The 19,799-nt window shown below is 52.8% G+C and carries 21 protein-coding genes; 5 read left to right on the top strand and 16 right to left on the bottom strand.

Features of this window, described 5'->3' with window-relative positions; genetic code table 11:
• From ACXJJW_RS04100 to ACXJJW_RS04065, 8 genes are all read right to left on the bottom strand, one after another.
• Window positions 1-302, bottom strand: a 302-nt coding sequence (locus ACXJJW_RS04100; protein ID WP_456474459.1) for a hypothetical protein, incomplete at its 3' end; no start/stop codon positions are given.
• Window positions 303-372: 70 nt separating this feature from the next.
• Entirely contained in the window at window positions 373-1,560 is a 1,188-nt protein-coding gene (locus ACXJJW_RS04095; RefSeq protein WP_456474458.1) for a cbb3-type cytochrome c oxidase subunit I, read from the bottom strand.
• A 199-nt stretch (window positions 1,561-1,759) separates the two neighbouring features.
• Window positions 1,760-3,340 carry a multiheme c-type cytochrome gene (locus ACXJJW_RS04090; protein WP_456474457.1) on the bottom strand — a complete coding sequence of 527 codons (1,581 nt, stop codon included), beginning with the start codon at window positions 3,338-3,340 and terminating at the stop codon, window positions 1,760-1,762.
• 135 nt (window positions 3,341-3,475) lie between these two features.
• Window positions 3,476-3,712 carry a chaperone NapD gene (locus ACXJJW_RS04085; RefSeq protein ID WP_456474456.1) on the bottom strand — a complete coding sequence of 79 codons (237 nt, stop codon included), beginning with the start codon at window positions 3,710-3,712 and terminating at the stop codon, window positions 3,476-3,478.
• A 52-nt stretch (window positions 3,713-3,764) separates the two neighbouring features.
• Entirely contained in the window at window positions 3,765-6,188 is a 2,424-nt protein-coding gene (locus ACXJJW_RS04080) for a molybdopterin oxidoreductase family protein (RefSeq protein ID WP_456474455.1), read from the bottom strand.
• Between the two features lie 169 nt (window positions 6,189-6,357).
• On the bottom strand, window positions 6,358-7,002 hold the full coding sequence (locus tag ACXJJW_RS04075; protein ID WP_456474454.1) for a response regulator: 645 nt from the start codon (window positions 7,000-7,002) through the stop codon (window positions 6,358-6,360).
• Entirely contained in the window at window positions 6,980-8,437 is a 1,458-nt protein-coding gene (locus ACXJJW_RS04070; protein ID WP_456474453.1) for an ATP-binding protein, read from the bottom strand. The genes ACXJJW_RS04075 and ACXJJW_RS04070 overlap by 23 nt, the downstream gene beginning before the upstream one ends.
• Window positions 8,434-9,441, bottom strand: a complete 1,008-nt coding sequence (locus ACXJJW_RS04065) for an LVIVD repeat-containing protein (protein ID WP_456474452.1) — start codon at window positions 9,439-9,441, stop codon at window positions 8,434-8,436. Before ACXJJW_RS04065 ends, ACXJJW_RS04070 begins: the two co-directional genes overlap by 4 nt.
• Window positions 9,442-9,661: 220 nt before the next feature.
• Between ACXJJW_RS04065 and ACXJJW_RS04060 the strand changes: the two genes are divergently transcribed.
• Window positions 9,662-10,303: an ArsR/SmtB family transcription factor gene (locus ACXJJW_RS04060; protein WP_456474451.1), complete on the top strand. Its 642-nt coding sequence runs from the start codon at window positions 9,662-9,664 to the stop codon at window positions 10,301-10,303.
• On the opposite strand, the gene arsB is transcribed toward ACXJJW_RS04060, so the two are convergent.
• The gene (arsB, locus tag ACXJJW_RS04055; RefSeq protein WP_456474450.1) at window positions 10,284-11,333 is read right to left on the bottom strand and encodes an ACR3 family arsenite efflux transporter; all 1,050 of its coding nucleotides are present in this window, start codon (window positions 11,331-11,333) and stop codon (window positions 10,284-10,286) included. The genes ACXJJW_RS04060 and arsB overlap by 20 nt on opposite strands.
• A 63-nt stretch (window positions 11,334-11,396) precedes the next feature.
• On the opposite strand from arsB, the gene ACXJJW_RS04050 reads away from it, so the two are divergent.
• The 3 genes from ACXJJW_RS04050 to ACXJJW_RS04040 all read left to right on the top strand — a co-directional run bounded on the left by ACXJJW_RS04050 (window position 11,397) and on the right by ACXJJW_RS04040 (window position 13,818).
• Window positions 11,397-11,690 carry an ArsR/SmtB family transcription factor gene (locus tag ACXJJW_RS04050; protein ID WP_456474449.1) on the top strand — a complete coding sequence of 98 codons (294 nt, stop codon included), beginning with the start codon at window positions 11,397-11,399 and terminating at the stop codon, window positions 11,688-11,690.
• Window positions 11,691-11,988: 298 nt separating this feature from the next.
• Window positions 11,989-13,212 carry a molybdopterin molybdotransferase MoeA gene (locus tag ACXJJW_RS04045; protein ID WP_456474448.1) on the top strand — a complete coding sequence of 408 codons (1,224 nt, stop codon included), beginning with the start codon at window positions 11,989-11,991 and terminating at the stop codon, window positions 13,210-13,212.
• Window positions 13,213-13,221: 9 nt separating this feature from the next.
• Window positions 13,222-13,818: an FmdE family protein gene (locus tag ACXJJW_RS04040; protein WP_456474447.1), complete on the top strand. Its 597-nt coding sequence runs from the start codon at window positions 13,222-13,224 to the stop codon at window positions 13,816-13,818.
• A gap of 5 nt (window positions 13,819-13,823) precedes the next feature.
• Here ACXJJW_RS04040 and ACXJJW_RS04035 read toward each other — a convergent pair whose 3' ends face one another.
• The 5 genes from ACXJJW_RS04035 to ACXJJW_RS04015 all read right to left on the bottom strand — a co-directional run bounded on the left by ACXJJW_RS04035 (window position 13,824) and on the right by ACXJJW_RS04015 (window position 16,171).
• Window positions 13,824-14,231, bottom strand: a complete 408-nt coding sequence (locus ACXJJW_RS04035; protein WP_456474446.1) for a Tfx family DNA-binding protein — start codon at window positions 14,229-14,231, stop codon at window positions 13,824-13,826.
• On the bottom strand, window positions 14,194-14,727 hold the full coding sequence (gene mobB / locus ACXJJW_RS04030; RefSeq protein WP_456474445.1) for a molybdopterin-guanine dinucleotide biosynthesis protein B: 534 nt from the start codon (window positions 14,725-14,727) through the stop codon (window positions 14,194-14,196). The genes ACXJJW_RS04035 and mobB overlap by 38 nt, the downstream gene beginning before the upstream one ends.
• Window positions 14,728-14,796: 69 nt before the next feature.
• Window positions 14,797-15,471, bottom strand: coding sequence for a type 1 glutamine amidotransferase (locus tag ACXJJW_RS04025; RefSeq protein ID WP_456474444.1), 675 nt, complete (start codon window positions 15,469-15,471; stop codon window positions 14,797-14,799).
• A 9-nt stretch (window positions 15,472-15,480) separates the two neighbouring features.
• Entirely contained in the window at window positions 15,481-15,693 is a 213-nt protein-coding gene (locus ACXJJW_RS04020) for a 4Fe-4S dicluster domain-containing protein (protein ID WP_456474443.1), read from the bottom strand.
• Window positions 15,694-15,742: 49 nt separating this feature from the next.
• Entirely contained in the window at window positions 15,743-16,171 is a 429-nt protein-coding gene (locus ACXJJW_RS04015) for a molybdenum cofactor biosynthesis protein MoaE (protein ID WP_456474442.1), read from the bottom strand.
• A gap of 156 nt (window positions 16,172-16,327) precedes the next feature.
• On the opposite strand from ACXJJW_RS04015, the gene ACXJJW_RS04010 reads away from it, so the two are divergent.
• The gene (locus ACXJJW_RS04010; protein WP_456474441.1) at window positions 16,328-17,326 is read left to right on the top strand and encodes a response regulator; all 999 of its coding nucleotides are present in this window, start codon (window positions 16,328-16,330) and stop codon (window positions 17,324-17,326) included.
• Here ACXJJW_RS04010 and pheT read toward each other — a convergent pair.
• Both pheT and pheS read right to left on the bottom strand, forming a co-directional pair.
• Window positions 17,307-18,977, bottom strand: coding sequence for a phenylalanine--tRNA ligase subunit beta (pheT, locus tag ACXJJW_RS04005; RefSeq protein WP_456474440.1), 1,671 nt, complete (start codon window positions 18,975-18,977; stop codon window positions 17,307-17,309). The two genes, ACXJJW_RS04010 and pheT, sit on opposite strands and share 20 nt — an antisense overlap.
• The coding region (gene pheS, locus ACXJJW_RS04000; RefSeq protein WP_456474439.1) for a phenylalanine--tRNA ligase subunit alpha at window positions 18,978-19,799 on the bottom strand (822 nt) is incomplete at its 5' end. It abuts the gene before it with no gap.

The following is a 19,799-nucleotide window of genomic DNA, read 5'->3' as shown; positions in this document are numbered from 1 at the left end:
TTCTCCCTGATTATCTCAAGAAGCAGGGCCTCGTCCTCGCTCAGGGCGCGCTCGAGTATGGCATAGCTCTTGTCCAGCGTCTCTGGTTTTTCCTCATCCTCGCGCTTTGCCCACATGTAAAAAAGTGAGCCTGCGATTATCCCTATGATAAAGGAGAGGGTCAGGCGGTACCTCAGGAAGGAGAGGCTCTCCTCTGTAAATATGAGTGATGCAAGGGAGTCCAGCCCGAAATAAACTATGAACACGAGTAAAAAGGTTGCGAGAACGCGCTCATTCTCAGTGGCTGGTTTTTTTATTTTCATATCCTACATCTATTGGGGTTGTGGTATAAGAAAGTTGAGACATAGGGGCGCCGCACGCGTGCCTGCGGAATCAAATGGCGCCAGCTCTCCTTATTATTCCCAGCATCTCGGCTGCAAAGACGATGCATGCAGAGGCAACAATGAATGCGCCCAGGAGGGCTATTCCCTTGACTGCGAAACCCAGGCCCAGGACGAGGAGCAGCGTGCCGGCGTTGAAGACAAGAAAAATCCACTGTGAGCGCCTGGCTGAAAAGAGCTCCTTAAATGAAGAGGGCGCATGCTCTCTATCTGTGGCTATGAGCTTTGTCCATGTAAGGGTGGGTACAATGTGGTAGAGGCCGCCAATCACCGTCTGCACCACAAAACCCAGAGCTGCAAGGTGGGCGTGGGCGAGCACAAAACCCCTGCCCGGAGAATAGAGAAGCAGTGCTAAGCCGAGCATCAGCGTTAGTGCGAGGTAGGCAAGGGCAGCCAGGAAAAACCTGCCCTCCACAGGCCTGGGTTTGAACGCCCCACTGGTGGAGGCGGTGTAGCTCCTCACCATGTTGTATATGAAGAGGAGGGCTGCCGCAAGCAGGACAAATCCCGAGACCAGAGCAAGGATTCTGGACTCACTGAGCCCAACGGCAAGGCCCAGAGAAGAGAGCACAAAAGCATAGAATATGTGGTCCATCCAGCGCTTGCTGTAAATCTCCTTCATCACCACCATTGGAAGCATCCAGGACATTGCGCCGACTATGATGACGGCCACACCCCCCACCAGGGCGAGGTGGAGGTGGACAGAGCGATAAAGCAGAAGCCCCGGGTTGACTGTAAACAAAAACCCCAGAGTGGCGGCGATGCTCAGAAAAATGCTCGCTCCGGCATAGTACTTGAACACATAGCTCTCACCCTTCCTGTTTGCTATTGTTGCGAGGACATTGTAGGTGAAGAGGTAGAAGGCTAGGAGCATCAGCAGCGCTCCCAGGGAGGCAAGAATCCAGAGCTTTGGGTAGCCCAGCGAAAAAACCACTATTCCAGTATTGAGTGACCAGAAACTTGCCCTCGCAGCCTGCCTGCTGTGGAGTTCGGCGCCGGTCAGCGTGGGAACCTGCTGGTACATAGTGGCGATGATAACGCTGCACACAAACCCGACCAGGGCGAGGTGGACGTGGGCAGGGGTAAGGTGGAGATTAAAAAGCTGGGCGATACCCAGGAGTAACGCGGCAACAAGATATACAAGTGCTGCCGCAAGAAAGCGCAGTCCTAAGGTAATCATAAAACTCAGCCGTGGATGAGCATTGGCAGGCAGCGAAAGCATATATTATGCCTGTCGCCCTTGTGGTAGTACTCGAGAATTGGAACCTCCTCATCACTCCGCTGACAGTTTTCACACTTCTTCATGGTAATAAGTACTCCGCAGACTTATAAAATAATTTTGTGCGAACATGTTCAAAAAAGAAAGAGGGATGGGAAGCCTAAAGCTTCCTCCTTCTCATCGCGTAGTAGCCAGCGAAGGGCAGCAGAGCCAGTAAGGCAACCGCCGTGGGGCCGCATATGCCCTTCTCCTTCTCTGCCATCATCTCCTTCACTGCTTTCCTTGTGCGCAGCTTCTCCAGCCAGTCAGCCATGTGCGAACCGTCGTCAGCCACCTCATAAGACCCTTCCCAGAGCTGCCAGTCCTGAGCCTGCATGAAGCCGCCCATTCTCCATATCCTGCCCTCGTGGTGCCATATCTCGTGCCACAGGTTGTCTACCTGACTCTTGCCATTGAATTTGATGTCCTCGTCCAGCTTCTCCTCCTTGATGGGGTCGTAGTACTTCTTCTTTATCGCAAGGGCGACGGCATTGTACACATCAACCACCTTGTCTGCCTTGGCCAGGTCGCCCTTGGCCCAGCTCGTGGAGTGGCACTGAACGCACACCTTCAGCATGTCTTTGCGCTTGTCCTCAGGTGACCTGAGCGATGCACCACCAAAAGCGTCGGCACGGGTCTCTCCCTTGGACCACCACTTGCCCTCTCCCACATACTTCTCATAGACTTCAGGAGCAAACTCCTTGGCTATGTCGAAGGGGTTCGGCTTTCCTGTGGGCACCTCAGCAAGAGAACCTTCCGGAAGGTCATGAATCCTCTCATAGCGTGCTGCAATGTCCGGATCTATAGGATACTTCTCTGAGCCAGTCCAGTACTTGGGCTCTGTGGGCCATGAGAACATAGGCTCAAGCTCCCACTTCAACCTGGAACTCACGTCGTGGGTGCTCCTAACAGCGCCTCCGAAGCCCGACATGTGACATGTGGAACAGGTCGGTGCCCCTATGTCCTCGGGACCCCACTGCCCTGGAGGAACATCCCAGTTCCACTCCTCACCGCTGCTGGCGTATATGTTGCCGTGTTTGCTCTCCTCGTACATCTCAATCTGTGGGTGATCAGGCCCAAGATGACACTGCCCGCAGGTTTCAGGCTTGCGTGCAACGGCAATGCTGAATCCATGTCTGGGATGGCAGGCAGTACACGAACCGGCACTACCGTCTGGATTTAACCGTCCTATTCCATTGTTCGGCCAGTTTATAAGCTCGCCGTCTTTGCCCACCTTTATAACCGTGCCGTGACAGTCAAGGCAGCCCTGCTCAGCGGTCTCCCTGGAGAAGTGGGTTTTGTAGTTCTTTGTCTCTGCCTCTGTTACCCCGTCTTCGACCTTTTCCTCTCCAACGGTGCCATAGGCAGACATTGCAAACAGTGCAGCTTCGTCATGCAGGCTATTCTTGAACTGCTCCACCTGTTTGGGATGGCAGCTCTCGCAGTAGCGCGGCGATACAATGGCGGTAACCCTGTACCCCATGTGCTCAAAGCCTGCTGGGTCGTCCTCCTTGGCAAGGTGGCACACATAGCACTTCACCCCCACCTTGCTGTGCTTGCTCTCCTCCCACTGCTTCACTATGCCCGGCGTAACTGTATCATGGCAGCTTATGCATGGCGCTCCTGGTTCCTGAAATCCCTGTACAGTGCTGAGCACCATCACTGAGGCTATAGCGAAAATTAAAAGATATTTTACACCCATATTTTCACCCGGTTATAATCTTCCACTCATATGTTAAAAAGATTTTTTTAAAAAGTGATTTAAAACATATCTCAAAATTAAATTTATGTTGATAGAATTCCATAGGGAGATGTTTGAGGCAGCGTGCAGACAATTCTAATCCACCTCGTCCTCCACATTCAGATACACAAGCTGAAAGTCCACCACGCTGTTCCACTTCTCTATCTCCTCTGAGAGCTTCTTCAACTTCCCTGTTGACTCACTCTCCATTACAACAGCAATCCCCTTGCTACCCTTACCCTTAACCTCCACCCCAGGCAGAGCACGAAGGTTCTTCTCAACCTCCTTCTCCTTGCCCGGTATGGGCACAACAACAGCTCCAGATACCGGCAAATCTTTCACCTCCTTCCAGTACAGTACTCTCCCCACTGAAAAATAAAGAAGCTCAGGTGGCCTTTGCCACCCTGATCTTGCACACCTTGTAGTCCGGCTCAGCCGCCTTTGACCAGCTCTCGGGCACATCTATGGTGAGGTCATTGATGAGCTTTGTCTCATCGAACCATGGCACGAACACCATTCCCGGCTGCGCACGTTCAGTCACCCAGACGGAAAGTGTAATGCTGCCCCGCGGTGATATCAGCTGAAGCTTATCACCGCTCTTTACACCCAGCTTCTCTGCATCACTGGGATGTACCTCCACATAGGCCGCAGGATTGAGCTCCCGCAGCAGACGAACGCGCATTGTCATTGTGCCCGTGTGCCAGTGTTCTATCACCCTGCCCGTGTTGAGCACAAAGGGATAGGTATCGTCGGGCATCTCATAGTCCAGGGTGGGCGTAAAAGCGCGAACCACTGCCTTGCCCTTCTTGCCATAGTAGTTTATTGGACCAGAGTAGCCTTCCTCCTCCATGTGCTGGTCATACAGGGTAACGTAGCCGGTAATATATCTCCTCTTGTCCTTCCCGAATACCTTTATGGCATACTCGCGGGAGATGTAGCGCTTGTTGCTGCCGCGATTGTCAAACTCTGTGCTCGGGCACGGCCACTGCACACCGCCGGCGTGGGCTTTAAGCTTCCCGTAGGTGGCACCCCACAGGTCGACATCTCTGCCCTTGGTGAGCAGGCGGTACTCATTCCAGGCCTCCTCTTCGGTCTCAAAACCCAGGCCATATACCTCCTTTTCGCCCTTAATCTCTCCTGTAAGCGGGTCTATAATCTTGTACCTCGTCTTCCTGCCCAGCTTCTCTGCAATGCGTCTGGCAACCTCCTTAATCTGCCAGAAGTCAGGCTTCGCCTCACCCGGTGGCTCGACGAGCTTGGGTGTGAACTGACTCCGCCTATCTGTCTGTCCCATTACACCCTCCTTCTCCACCCACATGGCACTGGGCAGTATTACACTCGCCACCTCCGTGGTAACCGTCGGATAGATGTCGCTCACCACAGTAAATGCCTTTCGCATTGCCTCGGTGTAACGGTCTGAGTTGGGCAGACTCTGCGCAGGATTTGTGGTATTTATCCATATCGCCTTTATGTCACCCTTCTCAAGGCGCATGAACATATTTACCGCAGGCCCTGTGGGTTTGGTTGGCATCTGCTCCACGGGTACGCCCCATACCTCTGCCACCTCCTTACGGTCCTGCTCATTCGCAACCTTGCGGTGCGCCGGCAGGATGTGAGTTAAGCCTCCCTGTTCGCGGGTACCTCCGCATGCATTGGGCTGGCCTGTTAAGCTCAGCGAGTCGCACCCGGGCTTGCCTATCTTACCTGTAAGCAGGTGCAGATTGTGCACCTGGCAGTTGAGCTCGACACCCTGGGTGCGCTGGTTCAAGCCCATTGTCCACATGCTCAGCGCTGAGTAGCCCTTGCGTCCGAACCACTTCGCAGCCAGACGTATATCCTCTGCGGAGACGCCTGTGATATCGGCAACCTTCTCAGGAGCGTAGTCCTTCAGAAACTCTTTGAAGGCTTCGAAATCAAGCGCCTCTCCCTTTCCCAGCCCCTTTGCAAAGCTGCAGTACTTAAGGTGCTCATCGTCCACCAGCTCCTCCTCTATTATTGCATATGCAATGGCGTTTAGCAGGTACATATCTGTACCCGGCTTGAACTTCAGGTGGAGGTCGGCGTACCTAGCAGTGGGCGTGGTGCGGGGGTCTGCCACGATAACCTTCACCCTGTCCGGGTAGGCACTCTTCCTGTCTATAACCCTGCGGAATAGCATTGGATGCTGCTCCGCCATATTTGCTCCAATGATGAAGAAGGTATCTGCATCGTCCAGATCGTCATATGCACCAGCGGGCTCATCCAGACCAAAGGTGTTGAGATAGCCCCCCACTGCACTCGCCATGCACAGCCTGGGATTGCCCTCCACATTTGCTGTGCCTATTATACCCTTGAACAGTTTATTCGCAGCAAAAGCTTCCTGGGTGGTATTCTGTCCCGAGCCGTACCAGGCAACACTGTCCGGGCCATACTCCTCTATGTACTTTGCGAATTTATCTGCAATCAGCTCCAGAGCTTCATCCCAGCTTACCTCCTTAAAGCTGCCATCTGCCTGCCTCACCATCGGCTTTGTAAGGCGCTGCTTACCGCCCCCTCCGTACATTATATGTGGAAGGGAGTATCCCTTCATGCACAGTCTGCCGAAGTTTATTGGTGAGTCGGCATCACCCTTTACTGCCACCACCCTGCCATTGCGCACACCCACCAGTACTGTACATCCAGTACCACAGAACCTGCACTGAGCGCGGCCGAAACTTATCCCTCCGTCGCCCTGTGCTGCCATCGCCTGCGCTGGTATGCCAGCCGCAAGCATCGCCGCGGTCGCCGCCGAGGCTTTTATGAACTCACGCCTGCTCATGCTCATTTCCATAATTTTCACCTCCACTCTGCATAAATATTCAGGGTTTTCAAGGTAATAAAACCTTTTTAAAAAATTAATTTATATCCCTGCTGATAATTAAACTAAAATTTTACTCATCTCCCTCCCTTCAATATATTAATTTGATTCTGAATTCAAATTCAACGATTTCATTTAAATGCTATCCCTCCAGAGACATAAGGGTAACGAAGGCATGCTCCCCGACATCTGAGATGTAGTAGTGGCGGTTTTCATCCTGTGCTAATAGCCCTGCCTGCTTCAACACACGCAGATGGAAACCCAGCTTTGCGGGCTCCCTTATACCGAGGTAGTTCATTATATCAGTAAATCTCGCCTTGCCCTTGGCATGGAGGTACTCCATTATCCTGCGCCTCGTGGGGTTAGAGAGGGACTTGAGCACATCCTTGCCCGTCTCCTCCCTCTCCCTGCTCTCCGCCTCTATGCGAGTCTCCTCAAGCAGGCGGAGGATCTTATTTCGTATCTCCTCCACCTTGAAGGGTTTCAATATATAGTCGCTCGCCCCCATCTTCATGGCGCGCACTGCGCTGTCAACGGTGCCGAAGGCGGTTATTATTATCACCTTTGTAAGGGGAGAGTGCTTCTTGACATTCCTCAGCACCTCCATACCATCCGCACCCGGCATTACCAGGTCCGTAATAACCAGATCAAACTTCTGCTTCTTAATCATGTTTATCGCCTTAACCCCATCCTCGGCGACCTTGGGTGAGTAACCCTTCTTCTCCAGGAGTATCTTAAGCCCCTGCCTGAGTTTGGGGTCATCCTCAACTATCAGTATCTCCTGCATTCACCTCACCCGGAAGATATATTGTAAACCTTGTACCCTCCCCTACCCGGCTCTCCACCTTTATCTCACCCCCATGCTTTTTGATTATACCGTAGGTAATATAAAGCCCGAGACCTGTACCCTCGCCCACCTCCTTGGTGGTGAAGAAGGGGTCAAAGATTCGCGAAAGGTGTTCTTCGGGTATCCCCACTCCAGTGTCGGTGATTTCCACCACCACTTTCTCATTGCCTCTATATGTGCGTATTCCCAGCTTTCCACCGTTGTCCATGGCGTCTATCGCATTTGTGGCGATGTTTATGAAGGCGTCGAGAAGTTTTGCGGAGTCGCCCTGAATCTCAGGCAGGCTCTCATCGAGGTTTAACTCGAGTTTGATGTTCTTATACTGTAACTGAGGTTTAATTATATTTATAGCTTTACCTATAATCTCGTTTACCTGCACAGCCTCGCGCCTGAATTCACGCTGTCTGGAGAAATCCAGAAGTCCCTGCACAACCTTTGAGGCCAGGGAAGCTTCGTCCTCAATTATCTCCAGCACCTTTTTTGTTTCCGGGTTCTTCACCTCCTCGCGGTGAATCTGAGAGTAGAGTAGTATGTTGGCGAGGGGGTTGTTTATCTGATGTGCTATTCCGGCGGCGAGCTTGCCCACCGTCGCCATCTTCTCACTCTGAATCACCTGGGCTTCCTTATCTTTAAGCTCCTCCACCATGCTGTTGAAAACCCTGGCGAGGTCGCCCAGCTCGTCTTTGTTGTCCACCTCAACGCGGGCAGAGTAGTCGCGTCTCGCCAGCCTGAGCGCAGCCTCCTTGACCTTCCTCAGGGGCATTATGACCACCATCCTCATAATGCCCAGGATTGCAAGCATAATAGCGAGAGAAAGCAGAAAACCATAAACAATGAGCTCCTGTCTGGTCTTTGACAGGGACGCAAGCACCCCGCTTACCGGTATCTCCACAACCAGTGCGCCGCGCAGGTCGCCCTCCCTGTACCCCTGATCAACATGGCACTTCAGACAGGGCTCCTCCACATAAAGAGGCACAGCATAGTTATAAAACTCGCCGTAGATTTCAAACACCTCCTCGCCGCCACCCTCCTGGAACTCCTGAATCACCCTCCTCTCAAAGCTGTCAGAGGGGTAATTTTCGGGGTCTCTTGGCTTTGGGGTTACAAGCTTAATCTTGTAATTGTACATTTCATTGGAAAGTTCTGAGAGCTCATAGGTGAGTTCCGCGGGCACAGGCGCAACGCGCTCTCTGTGCTCTGCCGCCCAGAGCCTTACCAGGAGTATCTGGTCTGCGATGCTCTTTGCCTGCTGATGAAGCTGTTCCATCATGCTCCTCTCATGGGATTCGCTCATGTAGTAGAAGATGCCCTGCACAGAGAAGAACACAATCACACCCACGGCGAGCATCACCTTGGTGCCTACGCTTGCCTTCATGAGCTCACCTCCTGCCCGGCCACTGCCACCGGTACAAGCTCTGGAAGCTGCGATAGGTCAAACACCACTATGCCCCCGTTATAATCGGCAACGTATGCATAGCCGTTGGCGAGGGCTATGCCGTAGGCATTGCCTGGGGTGTTGTACTGCGTCACCGGCCCAAGCTTGTTGTCCCTCTGTATCTCGAGTAAGGCCACACCCTCTCCGGCCAGGGTAACCAGCAAATAATTTTCATGTCTCGCCAGGCGCAGAGCAAATCCCGGCAGGGGGAGATTCTGGATTTTTTCCAGCCGGTTGTCTGAGATTTTGAATACATCCACACCCCCGTCAGAGGCTGCAACGTACGCAAAGCCGTTGAACACGAGTACATCGTGGGACACGCTGGTGGTGGGATGCGAAGCTGAGAGCATGAGGGAGTCCTCCCTTACCTCTGCAATGTACAGCCCCATTGTGAGGTCTGCCACGTACAGCCTTCCGTCCTGGATGTATATGCCCTTGGGATAGCTGTAGGTGCGGGGCTTGTAGAGTTCAACCTCCTCCAGTTCGAGGAGGTCAAGAATCACCAGTCCAGAAGAAACACATGCTAAGTATGCTCTATCTCCGGAGATTACAATCTTCTGAGCAGTTCTGTTCAGTTCAAGCTCAGCAACCAGGCGGGGTAAAGGCGTGCCCAGGTCGAACACATACAGCATGCCCGTGGTGTCGCTGAGGTATAGCTTGTCCTTCGAAAGGGCAAGTGCCTGGGCTTCGCCGGGGGTTTCAAATCCACCCACCCGGGACAGACTTCCTCTCTCAACAGAGAACACCTCCAGGCCCCAGGGGGAGGTGGCGTACAGGTAACCCTCATGCACCACCAGGTCGTAGTAGTAATGAGGCTTCTCAACCTCCGGCATGTCCACGCTCTTCTCGCCTGATATGCAGGCCGCGAGGAGAATCAGCAGAGGCACTGCCATCCATCTGAATGTGTTCCTTCCGCTCATCCTTTCCTTTTTGATGCTGACCATTTTAAGCTACACTGCACCCTTAGTGAGAGCCTTTCTATTTTTAATATAATTTACTCTTTATATAAAATTTCTTTTAAAATAAAGTTTTAAGGATGGCAGGTCTAAAAGTAGATACAGGTGATAACATGCTGGCAGGAAAGCCAGAGTTTAGGGTGGTGACGGGGAATAATCTGCTTAGAAGCACTGTCGTGGAGGATAGTGGTAGAGTATCTAAGAGGATATGAACACTGTAATGATTGTGGATGATGACAGGCACACCACAGGCGTGCTGGAAAAGGCGCTGCGCAGACACGGCTTTGATGTGGTTACCGCCGAGAGCGCCGCAGGGGGCATAAGCAAGCTTGTGGAAAGCAAACCAGAGGTCGTGCTTCTCGACCTGGTGCTCCCTGATATGCGGGGCTTGAGCGCACTGGACGAGATAAAGAGGATTTCACCTGATGTCAAGGTTATAATAATCAGCGCTTTTCCCTCCATCACCGACGTGGTGGAGGCTATGAAACTCGGGGCAAGCGACTTTCTCGTAAAGCCCTTCAATGTGAATGAACTGGTGAGTATAGTAAAGAAAACCGTCGAGAAGGCGAGACTGAGGTCCAGTGTTGACGCAAAGCTCAGCGACGCTGTAATTAAGGCGCTCTCAAACCCGCTGCGCAGGAGAATAGTTATCTATCTTCTTCATGCGGGAGCGAGGAGATTTTCTGATATCGCCAGGGGTGTGGAAGTGGATGACCTCTCAAAGCTCAGCTTTCACCTGCACGTTCTCAGCGACGCTGGAATAATAAAGAATAAAGAGAACCTATACATGCTCACCACAGAGGGTATCGTCATAACCGAAAGGCTGCTGCTCATGCTGAGGAAATCCTGAAAAATCGGTGCCGGAACCACAGGGCAACGCTGACCAGAGTGATAAGCACAGGAACCTCCACCAGAGGCCCAATCACAGCGGCGAAGGCTGCGCCAGAGTTGATCCCAAAGACGGCGACTGCAACAGCAATCGCCAGCTCAAAGTTGTTGCTGGCTGCTGTAAAGGAGAGTGCGGTAGTCTTCGGGTACCCTGCACCCGCTCTCTGTCCCATGTAGAAGCTGATGAGGAACATGATTACGAAGTACAGCAGAAGGGGGATGGCAATTCGTACAACGTCCAGCGGGATGTGCAATATGAGGTTCCCTTTCAGGCTGAACATCACCACAATGGTGAAAAGCAGGGCGATGAGTGTGATTGGGCTGATTCTGGGGATGAACCGCCTGTTATACCACTCCTCACCCTTCAATCTCAACAGCACAAAACGGGTGGACATCCCTGCAGTAAAGGGAATGCCCAGATATATAAAGACGCTCTCTGCAATATCTCGCATGCCCACCTCCACCAGGTTCCCTTTGAGTCCAAAGAGGGGCGGCAGGATGGTTATAAAGACCCAGGCATAGGCACTGTAGAAGAGAACCTGGAAGATGCTGTTAAAGGCCACCAGACCCGCGGCATATTCGGTATCACCTCTGGCAAGCTCATTCCATACAATCACCATGGCGATGCACCTCGCCAGTCCAATCATTATCAAACCCACCATATATTCTGGATAGTTGTGCAGAAAGAGTACTGCTAGGAAAAACATTAGCAAAGGGCCTATAATCCAGTTCTGCACAAGCGATAGGCCGAGAACCCTCCGGTTTCGGAATACATTTCCAAGATTTTCATACCGCACCTTGGCGAGGGGCGGGTACATCATCAGAATCAAGCCAATGGCGATGGGTATGTTGGTGGTGCCCATCTGGAAACGGCTGACGAAGGACTCCACCCCCGGGATGAGATAGCCAGCTGAAACCCCCACGCCCATGGCAAGAAAAATCCACAGTGTCAGGAAGCGGTCGAGAAATGAAAGTTTTCCTGCTGTGCTCATGCAAGCTCACATGAAGGTTCTTTCATATGAAAGTATTTAAATGTTTGCTTGATAATTAATCTCATGGAGGAGTGCCTTCCTGAAAAGATTGAGCTGGAAAGTGAAGCTGTGGAGGAGTTTTCAAAGCTCTTCCGCCTGCTCTCAAATCCCACGAGAATGAAGATTGCCCTCTTGATAAAGGATAGGGAGCGCTGTGTGTGCGAGCTTGAGAGGACCCTTAACATAGACCAGACACTCATATCCCACCACCTGAGAAGCTTCAAAGAAATTAACGCCGTGGAAGAAAGGCGGGCAGGAAAGTGGCGCTACTATAGTCTGAAGGACGAGAGATTGAGAAGACTGCTGGACCTCATCTAGGTGCACTTCTTAAAATCCTTGCCTGCAGGGCGAGAACAGGGATTTCAATAATGGGGGCACTTTTCAGAATTATTATTCTATAAATTGCCATGTTTCGAATTTTGAAAGTTAAATATAGCTTATACATAATATGATATAAATTAGAGCATTAAAATCTTCAAAAATATTGATTGTTGCCATTTAAAAAATAAAAGCAACCCTCCTGAATTATAAAATTTTTTTTATAATAAGATTTTTATATCTATACCATTTAAATATTGAGATAAGTTAAATAGAAATATTTAGCAGGTGCGCTGCAATGGAGAAACTTGTGCCTTTGAGCCGAGCGCGGGAAATTGTCGACACGCTGAGGGAGAGGCTTTACTTCAACCGCGAGACAGAGGTCGCGGGGGTGGAACTTCAGCTCATCGGACGAGAGCTGGCTGAAGATGTGCTCGCCACTGAGGACTCTCCCGGGCATGCGATAGCGAGCTACGACGGCTATGCGATGCGCAGCAGAGATGCTGAGCGCTACCCTCTTCGTGTGGTGGGGAGCATCTATGCGGGCGATGCCTTCGAAGCACTGCCAGAGCTTCACGAAGGCGAAGCGATGTACATCGCTACAGGAGCATTCCTCCCACCCGGAGCTGACTGCGTGCTCCGCCTCGAGGATGCCCGCCTGGAAGGCGATAAGCTTTATGGCATCCCCATTGAGAAGGGGACCAAGGTTGTGCCTCAGGGAAGCAACTACCGCAGGGGTGAGGTTATCCTCAGGGCAGAGAGCAGGATTAGAGCACAGGAGTTCGGCATACTCAAAGGTATGGGTATCGAGGAGGTTGAAGTGTACCGCAGGCCCCGTGTCGCCGTGCTTGCCACAGGCAACGAAATAGCCCGGGGATTGCTCCGCGACATAAACTCCTTTGTGGTAATGGCTATGCTGGAGCAGTGGGGATGCGAGACAACCTATCTCGGAGTGGTGGAGGATGACTACGAGGCGATGAAGCAGGCGCTTCTGGAGGCTTCGCAGCGCTATGACTGCGTTGTTACCAGCGGCGGTGTAAGCGTTGGCAGGCGCGATTATGTGCTGCGCGCTATAGAAGAGATGGGTGAGGTGGTGCTGTACAAGGTAAAGACGCGCCCCGGCAAGCCCATAGCGGTGGGCATAATAAATAAAACGCCCATCTTTGCTCTGCCGGGTAAGCCCACAGGGGCGCTCGTGGCGGCGCAGCTTCATCTGCGCAGGTACTTCCTGGGCAGGATTGAGGAGCCCTTCCTCTATGCGGGAATAACAGAGGACATACTCCTCTCCACCAAGGACACAGATGCCGCTGATATAGCCAACCTGGTGTTTGTTCACCTTGAGAACGGCTATGCCAGGCCCGTAGGCTTCGAGGGCAGCGAGATGCCCCTTATGAAGAGCGGTGATAAGTACAATGTCTCTGCGATAGCCTCAAACCTGCGCAGTGCCCTCGTAGACGGCTATGCAATAATAGAGCGGGACACCCGACGAGGGGAGAAGATAAAGGTGCATTTCTTTACATGAGGTGATGTTGTGGGATTGAGGGAAGATGAAGTGGTGGAGCTGGCTGAGAAGCTGCATGGACACCTTGCTCCCGGCATAGCGCTGGGCGTGCGAATGGCAACGCTGGCGCTGCAAAAGCTCAAGACGAGGCGCGGGAGCAAGAAGCTCATCGCCATCAGCGAGACAGCACGCTGTCTTGCCGACGGGATGCAGGCAGCCACTGGCGCTACTCTGGGGCATGGCAACGCCTTTGTTGAAAACTACGGCAAGCTTGCTTTGACTGTGGGCAGGGTGGACACAATGCAGGGCTACCGCATTGCCCTGCGCCGCAACGCCTGGAGGCATTCTGCACTGATGAAGAAGTGGATGCTGCGCGAGGGTAAGCTTACGAGGGATGAGGAACACAAGCTCGCCCGCTCACTTCTCAGCCTGAGTGAGGAGTACCTGGAAATAATACCTGTGAAGATTGAGCTTCCCGGCCTCTTTGAGAACTCTTCCATAGTGCGCTGCTCTGCCTGCGGCGAACTTGTGCCCGAGGCGCTGGTCATCGGCGAAAATGGCGCAAAGCTCTGCAGAAGCTGCGCAGGCGTTGGCTACTACCGCATAGCCCAGCATGCGATTGCTTAGCTGCCTCACATCACCATTACCTCGCCCTCACGGGTAATCGCAACCTCTATCTCCTCGAGCACCCTTCTGCCTCGAATCTTTCCCCCGGCAGCCTGCTGGATGAGCGACGCCAGGGAGGGGAAGCTGTGGGAAATCCAGACTCCAGCTTCATCTGCACGACGGTATATCCTGCGAACAGCATCGTTGAGGTCGGTTTCTGGAGCGATAACAACACTCAGAGGCGCCTCAAGCATCTTTACCAGCCGCAGCGTATTCTTGGCGCGCTGGATGTTGTCCCTCGCCTTTCTCTCAGTCGCAGAGACATTGGCTACGCTGGTGCCAAGACGCTTTGCAATTTCAGAGGTGCTCAGCCCCTGAGCCTTGAGCTTCAGCACCTCAATCTGGCGCTTTGTGAGCACCGTGTCTTTGCTCATGGCTCAAAAACCTCTCCTCTATAAACCCGGCCAGCTTCTCCACCTCGTCAAACCCGAAAACCTGACACTTCGCCCTAACCTCTGCATCACTCACCACAGCTATTATTTCTCCGCCTGCGGCGCTGGTGAACAGCTTTAAATCATCCTCACTTGTAGCCACGAGTATCTTGGGTGTCTCAGCGCGGGCGTAGCCCTCTGTGAGCACCATATCCATGTCCTTCATAAAACCATCCACAATCTCCCTGAGGAACATCTCCTTCAGGCTCTTGCGCATTACCACCAGGCGGTCAGGCGAAGAGATCGCAACCACATCTGCACCCGCCGCAGCGTGCCTCCACGTATCCTTCCCTGGGGAATCAATACTGAAGCCATAGTGGATGTGATGCTTTATCGTGGCAATGCGATACCCCCGAGCCTTTAATGCGGCGATCAACCGCTCAAGCACAGTGGTTTTGCCAGCCTTCTTTCTGCCTATTACAGAGATTATTGGTATCATGAGTTAACTGTTATAATTTAATGAAATATAAAGCTTGCGAGATGGCAGAGATAAATTAAATAAAAATGTTTAAATCCCCGCAACCTTTAACCAGCGGTCAAAGAACACCTCAGCCAGGCGGTTCAGCTTATCAATCCTGTCCTCAAGATTATACAGTATCTCATCACGCTTCTCAGGCACATCGCGGGACCATTCGCGTACCATCTCTGCGGTAACCTCAAGGTGATACTGCAGAGCATAGCTTCTGCCCACACGGAAGGCCTGGTGCGGATAAAGCGGTGAGCTGGCGAGCAGCGTGGCCTCGCTGGGAAGGTCGAAGGTTTCACCGTGCCACTGGAAGACCTCAAAGCGCGGGGGGAAGGCGGAAAACACCTCATCCCGCCTGCCCTCCTGAGTCAGGTACAGTGGATACCAGCCCAGCTCCTTCTCCTCGCCGGGGTAGACCCTCGCACCCAGGGCACTGGCAATAAGCTGCGATCCCAGGCACACGCCCAGAAGAGGCTTATCCTCGGCTAAGGCGCGCCTTATCACCGCCTTTTCCACTGCAAGGTAGGGGTAGCTATCCTCATCATTTACGCTCATTGGGCCGCCCAGAATAACAATCAGGTCGTAATCCAGGGCCTTCTCCAGGTCAGCGCCGCGCCACAGGCGGCGGTACTCCACGCTTATGCCGCGAGCTTCTGCAAGCTCCTCAAAACAGCCTAAATGCTCCCCCTCTGCATTCTCTATGGCGAGAAGCCTCACGCAAAGACCTCAGCACGAACTGTGCTCTATCGCCCCCTCAGGGCATGCCTCAACACAGGCGCAGCACTCTATACAGTCCTCCACCCGCGGAGCAGTTGCCTTGCCGTCCACAAGTTCATAGACCTCCGCAGGGCAGACATCAACGCACTCGCCGTGCCCCTTACACTTATCGTAGTCCACCTTTATGGTAACCTCAGCCTTAAACTCCCTTATGTCCGCCATTGTACTGCCTCCCATTAAGATGTTCCTCCCTACAATTATTTATAGTTGACTATGGATGCTCCTCCACCCAGACCTCACCCTCGCGGGTGTACTCCTTTTTCCAGATGGGCACATGCTTCTTAAGCTCGTCAATGACATAACGGCATGCCTCAAAAGCCTGCCTGCGGTGCTCCGCCGCCGCAACTATGAGCACTATGTTGTCTCCTATTCCAAGCTCGCCGTAGCGGTGCACCACCGCTATCTCTATAACATCGAACCTTTCCTTCGCTGCGAGGCGAATCTCCTCCAGCTTCTTCTCTGCCATACCTGAGTAGTACTCAAACTCAAGCTTGGTTACATCCTTCCCACGAGAGAAGTCGCGCACAGTGCCCAGAAAGGTAACTATTCCTCCTATTCGACTAGAGACCGCCTTGATACGGGCGATTTCATCTGCAACAGAAAAATCCTCCCGCTGCACGCGCACCCATTCTCCTGCCATAATAGCACCGAATTTAAAAAGCAGGCTACCATTGAAAAGATTGAAATCCTGCAAAGAAGATTGGAGAATCAGAACTTAACCTTAATATATGTGGTTAACGCCATAATATTCTTATTAGATGACTGTTCATTAAACTTCAGGTGGAGGCTAAGGCTGATGGAACCCAATATACTCGTGGTAGATGACGAAGAACTCATAAGGTTGAGCCTTAGCAAGCTTCTTGAAAAACAGGGCTATCATGTGGATGTCGCAAGCTCTGCTGCTGAAGCTCTTGGAAAGCTTAAGGAGGATGGGTACCAGATTGTGATATCCGACATAATGATGCCTGATATGGACGGAATAGAGCTTCTTAAGAGGATAAAAGAGCTCGACAGTGGCGTTTATGTTATAATGATAACTGCGTATGCAAGCCTTGAGCGTGCCGTCGCGAGCTTAAAGCACGGCGCGGGAGACTTCATACAGAAACCCTATGAGACCAGGGAAATTCTGGAGGCGGTAAAGAAGGCTGTTGAAACCCTGGAAGAGGACATGGGCTCCAGAAAAAGAGAGGGAGCAATTGTTGTGAAACAGAGTGTTGCACAAAGCTTCAGAAACATCTGTCATGAGAGTGTGGCACAGCTTGCAGAGGCTGTTAAAAAGATAACAGGCATAGACACAGGGATAAAAATAGAGGGGCCCATCATAGAGGAGATAGAAAACTTCTCAAATCTTGCAGGTGGAGAGGGGATACCCATGGTGGGCTCCTACGCCAGCCTGTATGGCGAAATTTCCGGAAGCATCACCCTGCTCTTCCCCCTGGAGGATGCCCTGCGTTTTGTGGAGATTCTTGCTGACAAGAAGGTGAATTATGCAGACTTCCCGAGAGGAGATGACAAGGAAGTTATCAAGGAAATTGGAAGTATCCTCTCAGAGGAATGCACAAAAAAGCTCGCCAATCTCGCCAGTATGGATGTGAAGATAACCCCTGCCAGCTTTGTGGACTTTGTCTCCGGCAACTTCGTCTCCTTCCTTGAGCTTCATACCGGCAGGAAGAAGCAGCACTACTTCGCCCACAAGCTGGTTTTCCAGATAGGCGATGCCAAGGTTATATTGGGCTACCTACTGCTAATCTTCGACCTTAGAAACCTGAACATACTCAACAGCCGCCTCCCCTGAGGCCCAGAGCTTCAATATCCAGCTCAAGGGCGGTGACGGGATACTCAAGCTCAAAGTTTGTGAGCACCTCGGGGTGAATCTCCCCGAATACCCCTGCCTCCTTACTGTCGAGCACAATGGTTGCACACCTGCCCGGGATAAAGGCGGGGTCCTCCTTCTCTTCAACCCGGTATCCCTCTATTCCCAGGTCTCTCAGAATACCCTGAAGCAGCGCCCTCGCCTCTGTGAAGTTTGCCTTCGCATGGATTATCGCCACGCCCAGCCTGCGCCTCCTTGCGGCGCCTGTCTCTGCTTCAGGGTCCAAGAGCACAACATCTCCCAGCTCGAAGATGCGCTGGGGAAGTTCGCGGTGCTTGTTAAGCCTGAGCACCCCCAGCAGGCTCGGCAGAAGTGATGTTCGCACCATGGTGTGCTCCTCGCTTATCGGGTTCATTATCCTCACAGCACTGCCCTGCCTGCGAAGATGGGAGAAGTTCTCCCGCTCGTTGGTCAGCATCAGGCTCATTACCTCTGTTATGCCGTAGCCCAGCATGAGCATCCGCAGCTTCTCTCCCAGCTCCTCTATGGCAAGCTTTTCGCCGGTGGTGAAAACCTCCGGCAGGGCCTCTGGGAAGTTCTCATAACCCCTGCCAATTGCGACATCCTCCACCAGGTCTATCTCATGGAATATGTCACACCGATAGCAGGGCACCTTCACCAAGAGCTCCTCATCCCCTTCTATCTCTGCGCCGTAGCCCATCCTTTCGAGGCACTGCTTTATCTCCTCACTGCTCAGGTTTAACCCGAGCATCCTGTTTGCATAGCTCCGCCTGAGCTTTCTCACGGTTGGGGAGAAGTCTGGGGTAAGGAGGCTCCTCCCGGGATACCTCACCTCAACCTTTCTCACCCTGAAGCCCCGGTCCACAAACGCCGTTGTGAGGATGTTGAGCGCCTGCGAAATGAGCTTTAGGTCCGTGCCGGTTACGTCGATGAAAAACTCCCTCGTGTTCTCAGTTACCCGCGTAAGTTCGCCGTTTATTATTGGCGGGAGGCTGAGCACATTGTTGCGGGAGTCGAAGATTATAGGATAGCGGTCGTAGCAGGAGATTATGTGGGCATACTCTATACCCTTTGGATGCTCCTCAAGTATCTGCCTGGGTGTCATCTCTCGCTCGTAGCCCAGAGGCACAAAGCGTATCTCCTCGGGTTTTACGGTGGTGTAGCGGTAGGGCGGGGTTACCCGAGAAGAGTCGTGAACGCCTATGGAGACCTTCTTTCTGTCGCGCCCCAGGGCCCAGTGCAGGTCCTCCTGGAGCTCCATGAGCTCGGCAATCAGCTCATCGTCAAGCTTCACATCCTTAACCTCACAGGCGACCACGTAGTCGCGCACTCCCGCCACGCTCTCATCCACCAGAATGTAATTCTCAGCCTCCTCGGCCCTGTACTCCTTAAGCCCTGGTTCAATCCCAAAAAAAGCGCGATATGCACGGGCGATGCCCTCAACAGAATAAAGGTCGGGGCGGTTTGGGAAGTATTCTATGTAGAGGTGGCGTCCGTCGAAGCCCTCGATGTCGCATCCCAGGAGAGGAAGCTTCTCCATCAGCTCCTCGTCGCTCAGCTCTGAGTTGAGCATTCGCCTGAGTTCTGCATACTCCACCTTTATAACAGGCATTTACCTCACCCTCACCCTGCGGAGCCATGATATGTCGCTCATGTAAAGTTCGCGTATATCCTCCAGCCCCAGGCGTAGCATCGCAAGGCGCTCTATGCCCAGGCCCCATGCTAAAACGGGGTGGCGAATTCCCAGGGGCTGCGTTACCTCGGGGCGAAAGATGCCAGCCCCGCCGAGCTCAAGCCACTTGCCCCTATCAGAGAAGAACACCTCAATCTCAAGGCTGGGCTCTGTGTACGGGAAGTAGCCCGGTCTGAATCTTACCCTCTCGAAGCCCATCTTGCGGTAGAACTCCCGCAGCAGGCCGAGAAGGTCAGAGAAGCTGACATCCCCCACCACGATGCCCTCAACCTGATGGAACTCAGGTAGGTGCTTGAAGGTTATGCGCTCCTTCCTGAAAACCCTGTCCACACAGAAGACCTTTATTGGCGGCTCCCGCTCTGCAACAAGGTGGCGTATCGTTGTCGCCGTGGTGTGGGTTCTGAGCAGAGTGGTGCGCGCAATCTCCTCACTCCATGAGTAGCCCCAGCCGGTCGAACCAGTGCCTGCTCCGTTCTCATGCGCCTGCTTAACCGCCTCTACAATCTCCCTATCAGGCATCCTCGCCTCGGCCGGGGCCTCAAGGTAGAAGGTGTCCTGCATCTCCCTCGCGGGATGGTCCTGGGGCACAAAGAGGGCGTCGAAATTCCAGAAGCCCGACTCCACCAGCGGCCCCGAGATTTCCTTAAAGCCCATCTGCAGAAAGATGGAACGAATCTCATCGATTATTATCCTGAGGGGATGCAGCTTCGCAGGCGTGAGCTCAGGCGCGGGCAGGGTTAC

Source organism: Candidatus Pyrohabitans sp., from assembly GCF_054014795.1.
The sequence above is the reverse complement of the archived record's forward strand: the minus strand, read 5'-3'. Positions and strand labels throughout refer to the sequence as shown.

What these genes read in the sequence shown, in the direction of transcription:
- ACXJJW_RS04010 (WP_456474441.1), top strand. Translation starts at nt 16,328, where the DNA reads ATGGAACCCAATATACTCGTGGTAGATGACGAAGAACTCATAAGGTTG.
- ACXJJW_RS04090 (WP_456474457.1), bottom strand. Translation starts at nt 3,340, where the DNA reads ATGGGTGTAAAATATCTTTTAATTTTCGCTATAGCCTCAGTGATGGTG.
- ACXJJW_RS04095 (WP_456474458.1), bottom strand. Translation starts at nt 1,560, where the DNA reads ATGATTACCTTAGGACTGCGCTTTCTTGCGGCAGCACTTGTATATCTT.
- ACXJJW_RS04050 (WP_456474449.1), top strand. Translation starts at nt 11,397, where the DNA reads ATGGAGGAGTGCCTTCCTGAAAAGATTGAGCTGGAAAGTGAAGCTGTG.
- ACXJJW_RS04020 (WP_456474443.1), bottom strand. Translation starts at nt 15,693, where the DNA reads ATGGCGGACATAAGGGAGTTTAAGGCTGAGGTTACCATAAAGGTGGAC.
- ACXJJW_RS04060 (WP_456474451.1), top strand. Translation starts at nt 9,662, where the DNA reads ATGAACACTGTAATGATTGTGGATGATGACAGGCACACCACAGGCGTG.
- ACXJJW_RS04070 (WP_456474453.1), bottom strand. Translation starts at nt 8,437, where the DNA reads ATGAAGGCAAGCGTAGGCACCAAGGTGATGCTCGCCGTGGGTGTGATT.
- ACXJJW_RS04075 (WP_456474454.1), bottom strand. Translation starts at nt 7,002, where the DNA reads ATGCAGGAGATACTGATAGTTGAGGATGACCCCAAACTCAGGCAGGGG.
- ACXJJW_RS04015 (WP_456474442.1), bottom strand. Translation starts at nt 16,171, where the DNA reads ATGGCAGGAGAATGGGTGCGCGTGCAGCGGGAGGATTTTTCTGTTGCA.
- ACXJJW_RS04045 (WP_456474448.1), top strand. Translation starts at nt 11,989, where the DNA reads ATGGAGAAACTTGTGCCTTTGAGCCGAGCGCGGGAAATTGTCGACACG.
- ACXJJW_RS04035 (WP_456474446.1), bottom strand. Translation starts at nt 14,231, where the DNA reads ATGAGCAAAGACACGGTGCTCACAAAGCGCCAGATTGAGGTGCTGAAG.
- pheT (WP_456474440.1), bottom strand. Translation starts at nt 18,977, where the DNA reads ATGCCTGTTATAAAGGTGGAGTATGCAGAACTCAGGCGAATGCTCAAC.
- ACXJJW_RS04080 (WP_456474455.1), bottom strand. Translation starts at nt 6,188, where the DNA reads ATGGAAATGAGCATGAGCAGGCGTGAGTTCATAAAAGCCTCGGCGGCG.
- mobB (WP_456474445.1), bottom strand. Translation starts at nt 14,727, where the DNA reads ATGATACCAATAATCTCTGTAATAGGCAGAAAGAAGGCTGGCAAAACC.
- ACXJJW_RS04065 (WP_456474452.1), bottom strand. Translation starts at nt 9,441, where the DNA reads ATGGTCAGCATCAAAAAGGAAAGGATGAGCGGAAGGAACACATTCAGA.
- arsB (WP_456474450.1), bottom strand. Translation starts at nt 11,333, where the DNA reads ATGAGCACAGCAGGAAAACTTTCATTTCTCGACCGCTTCCTGACACTG.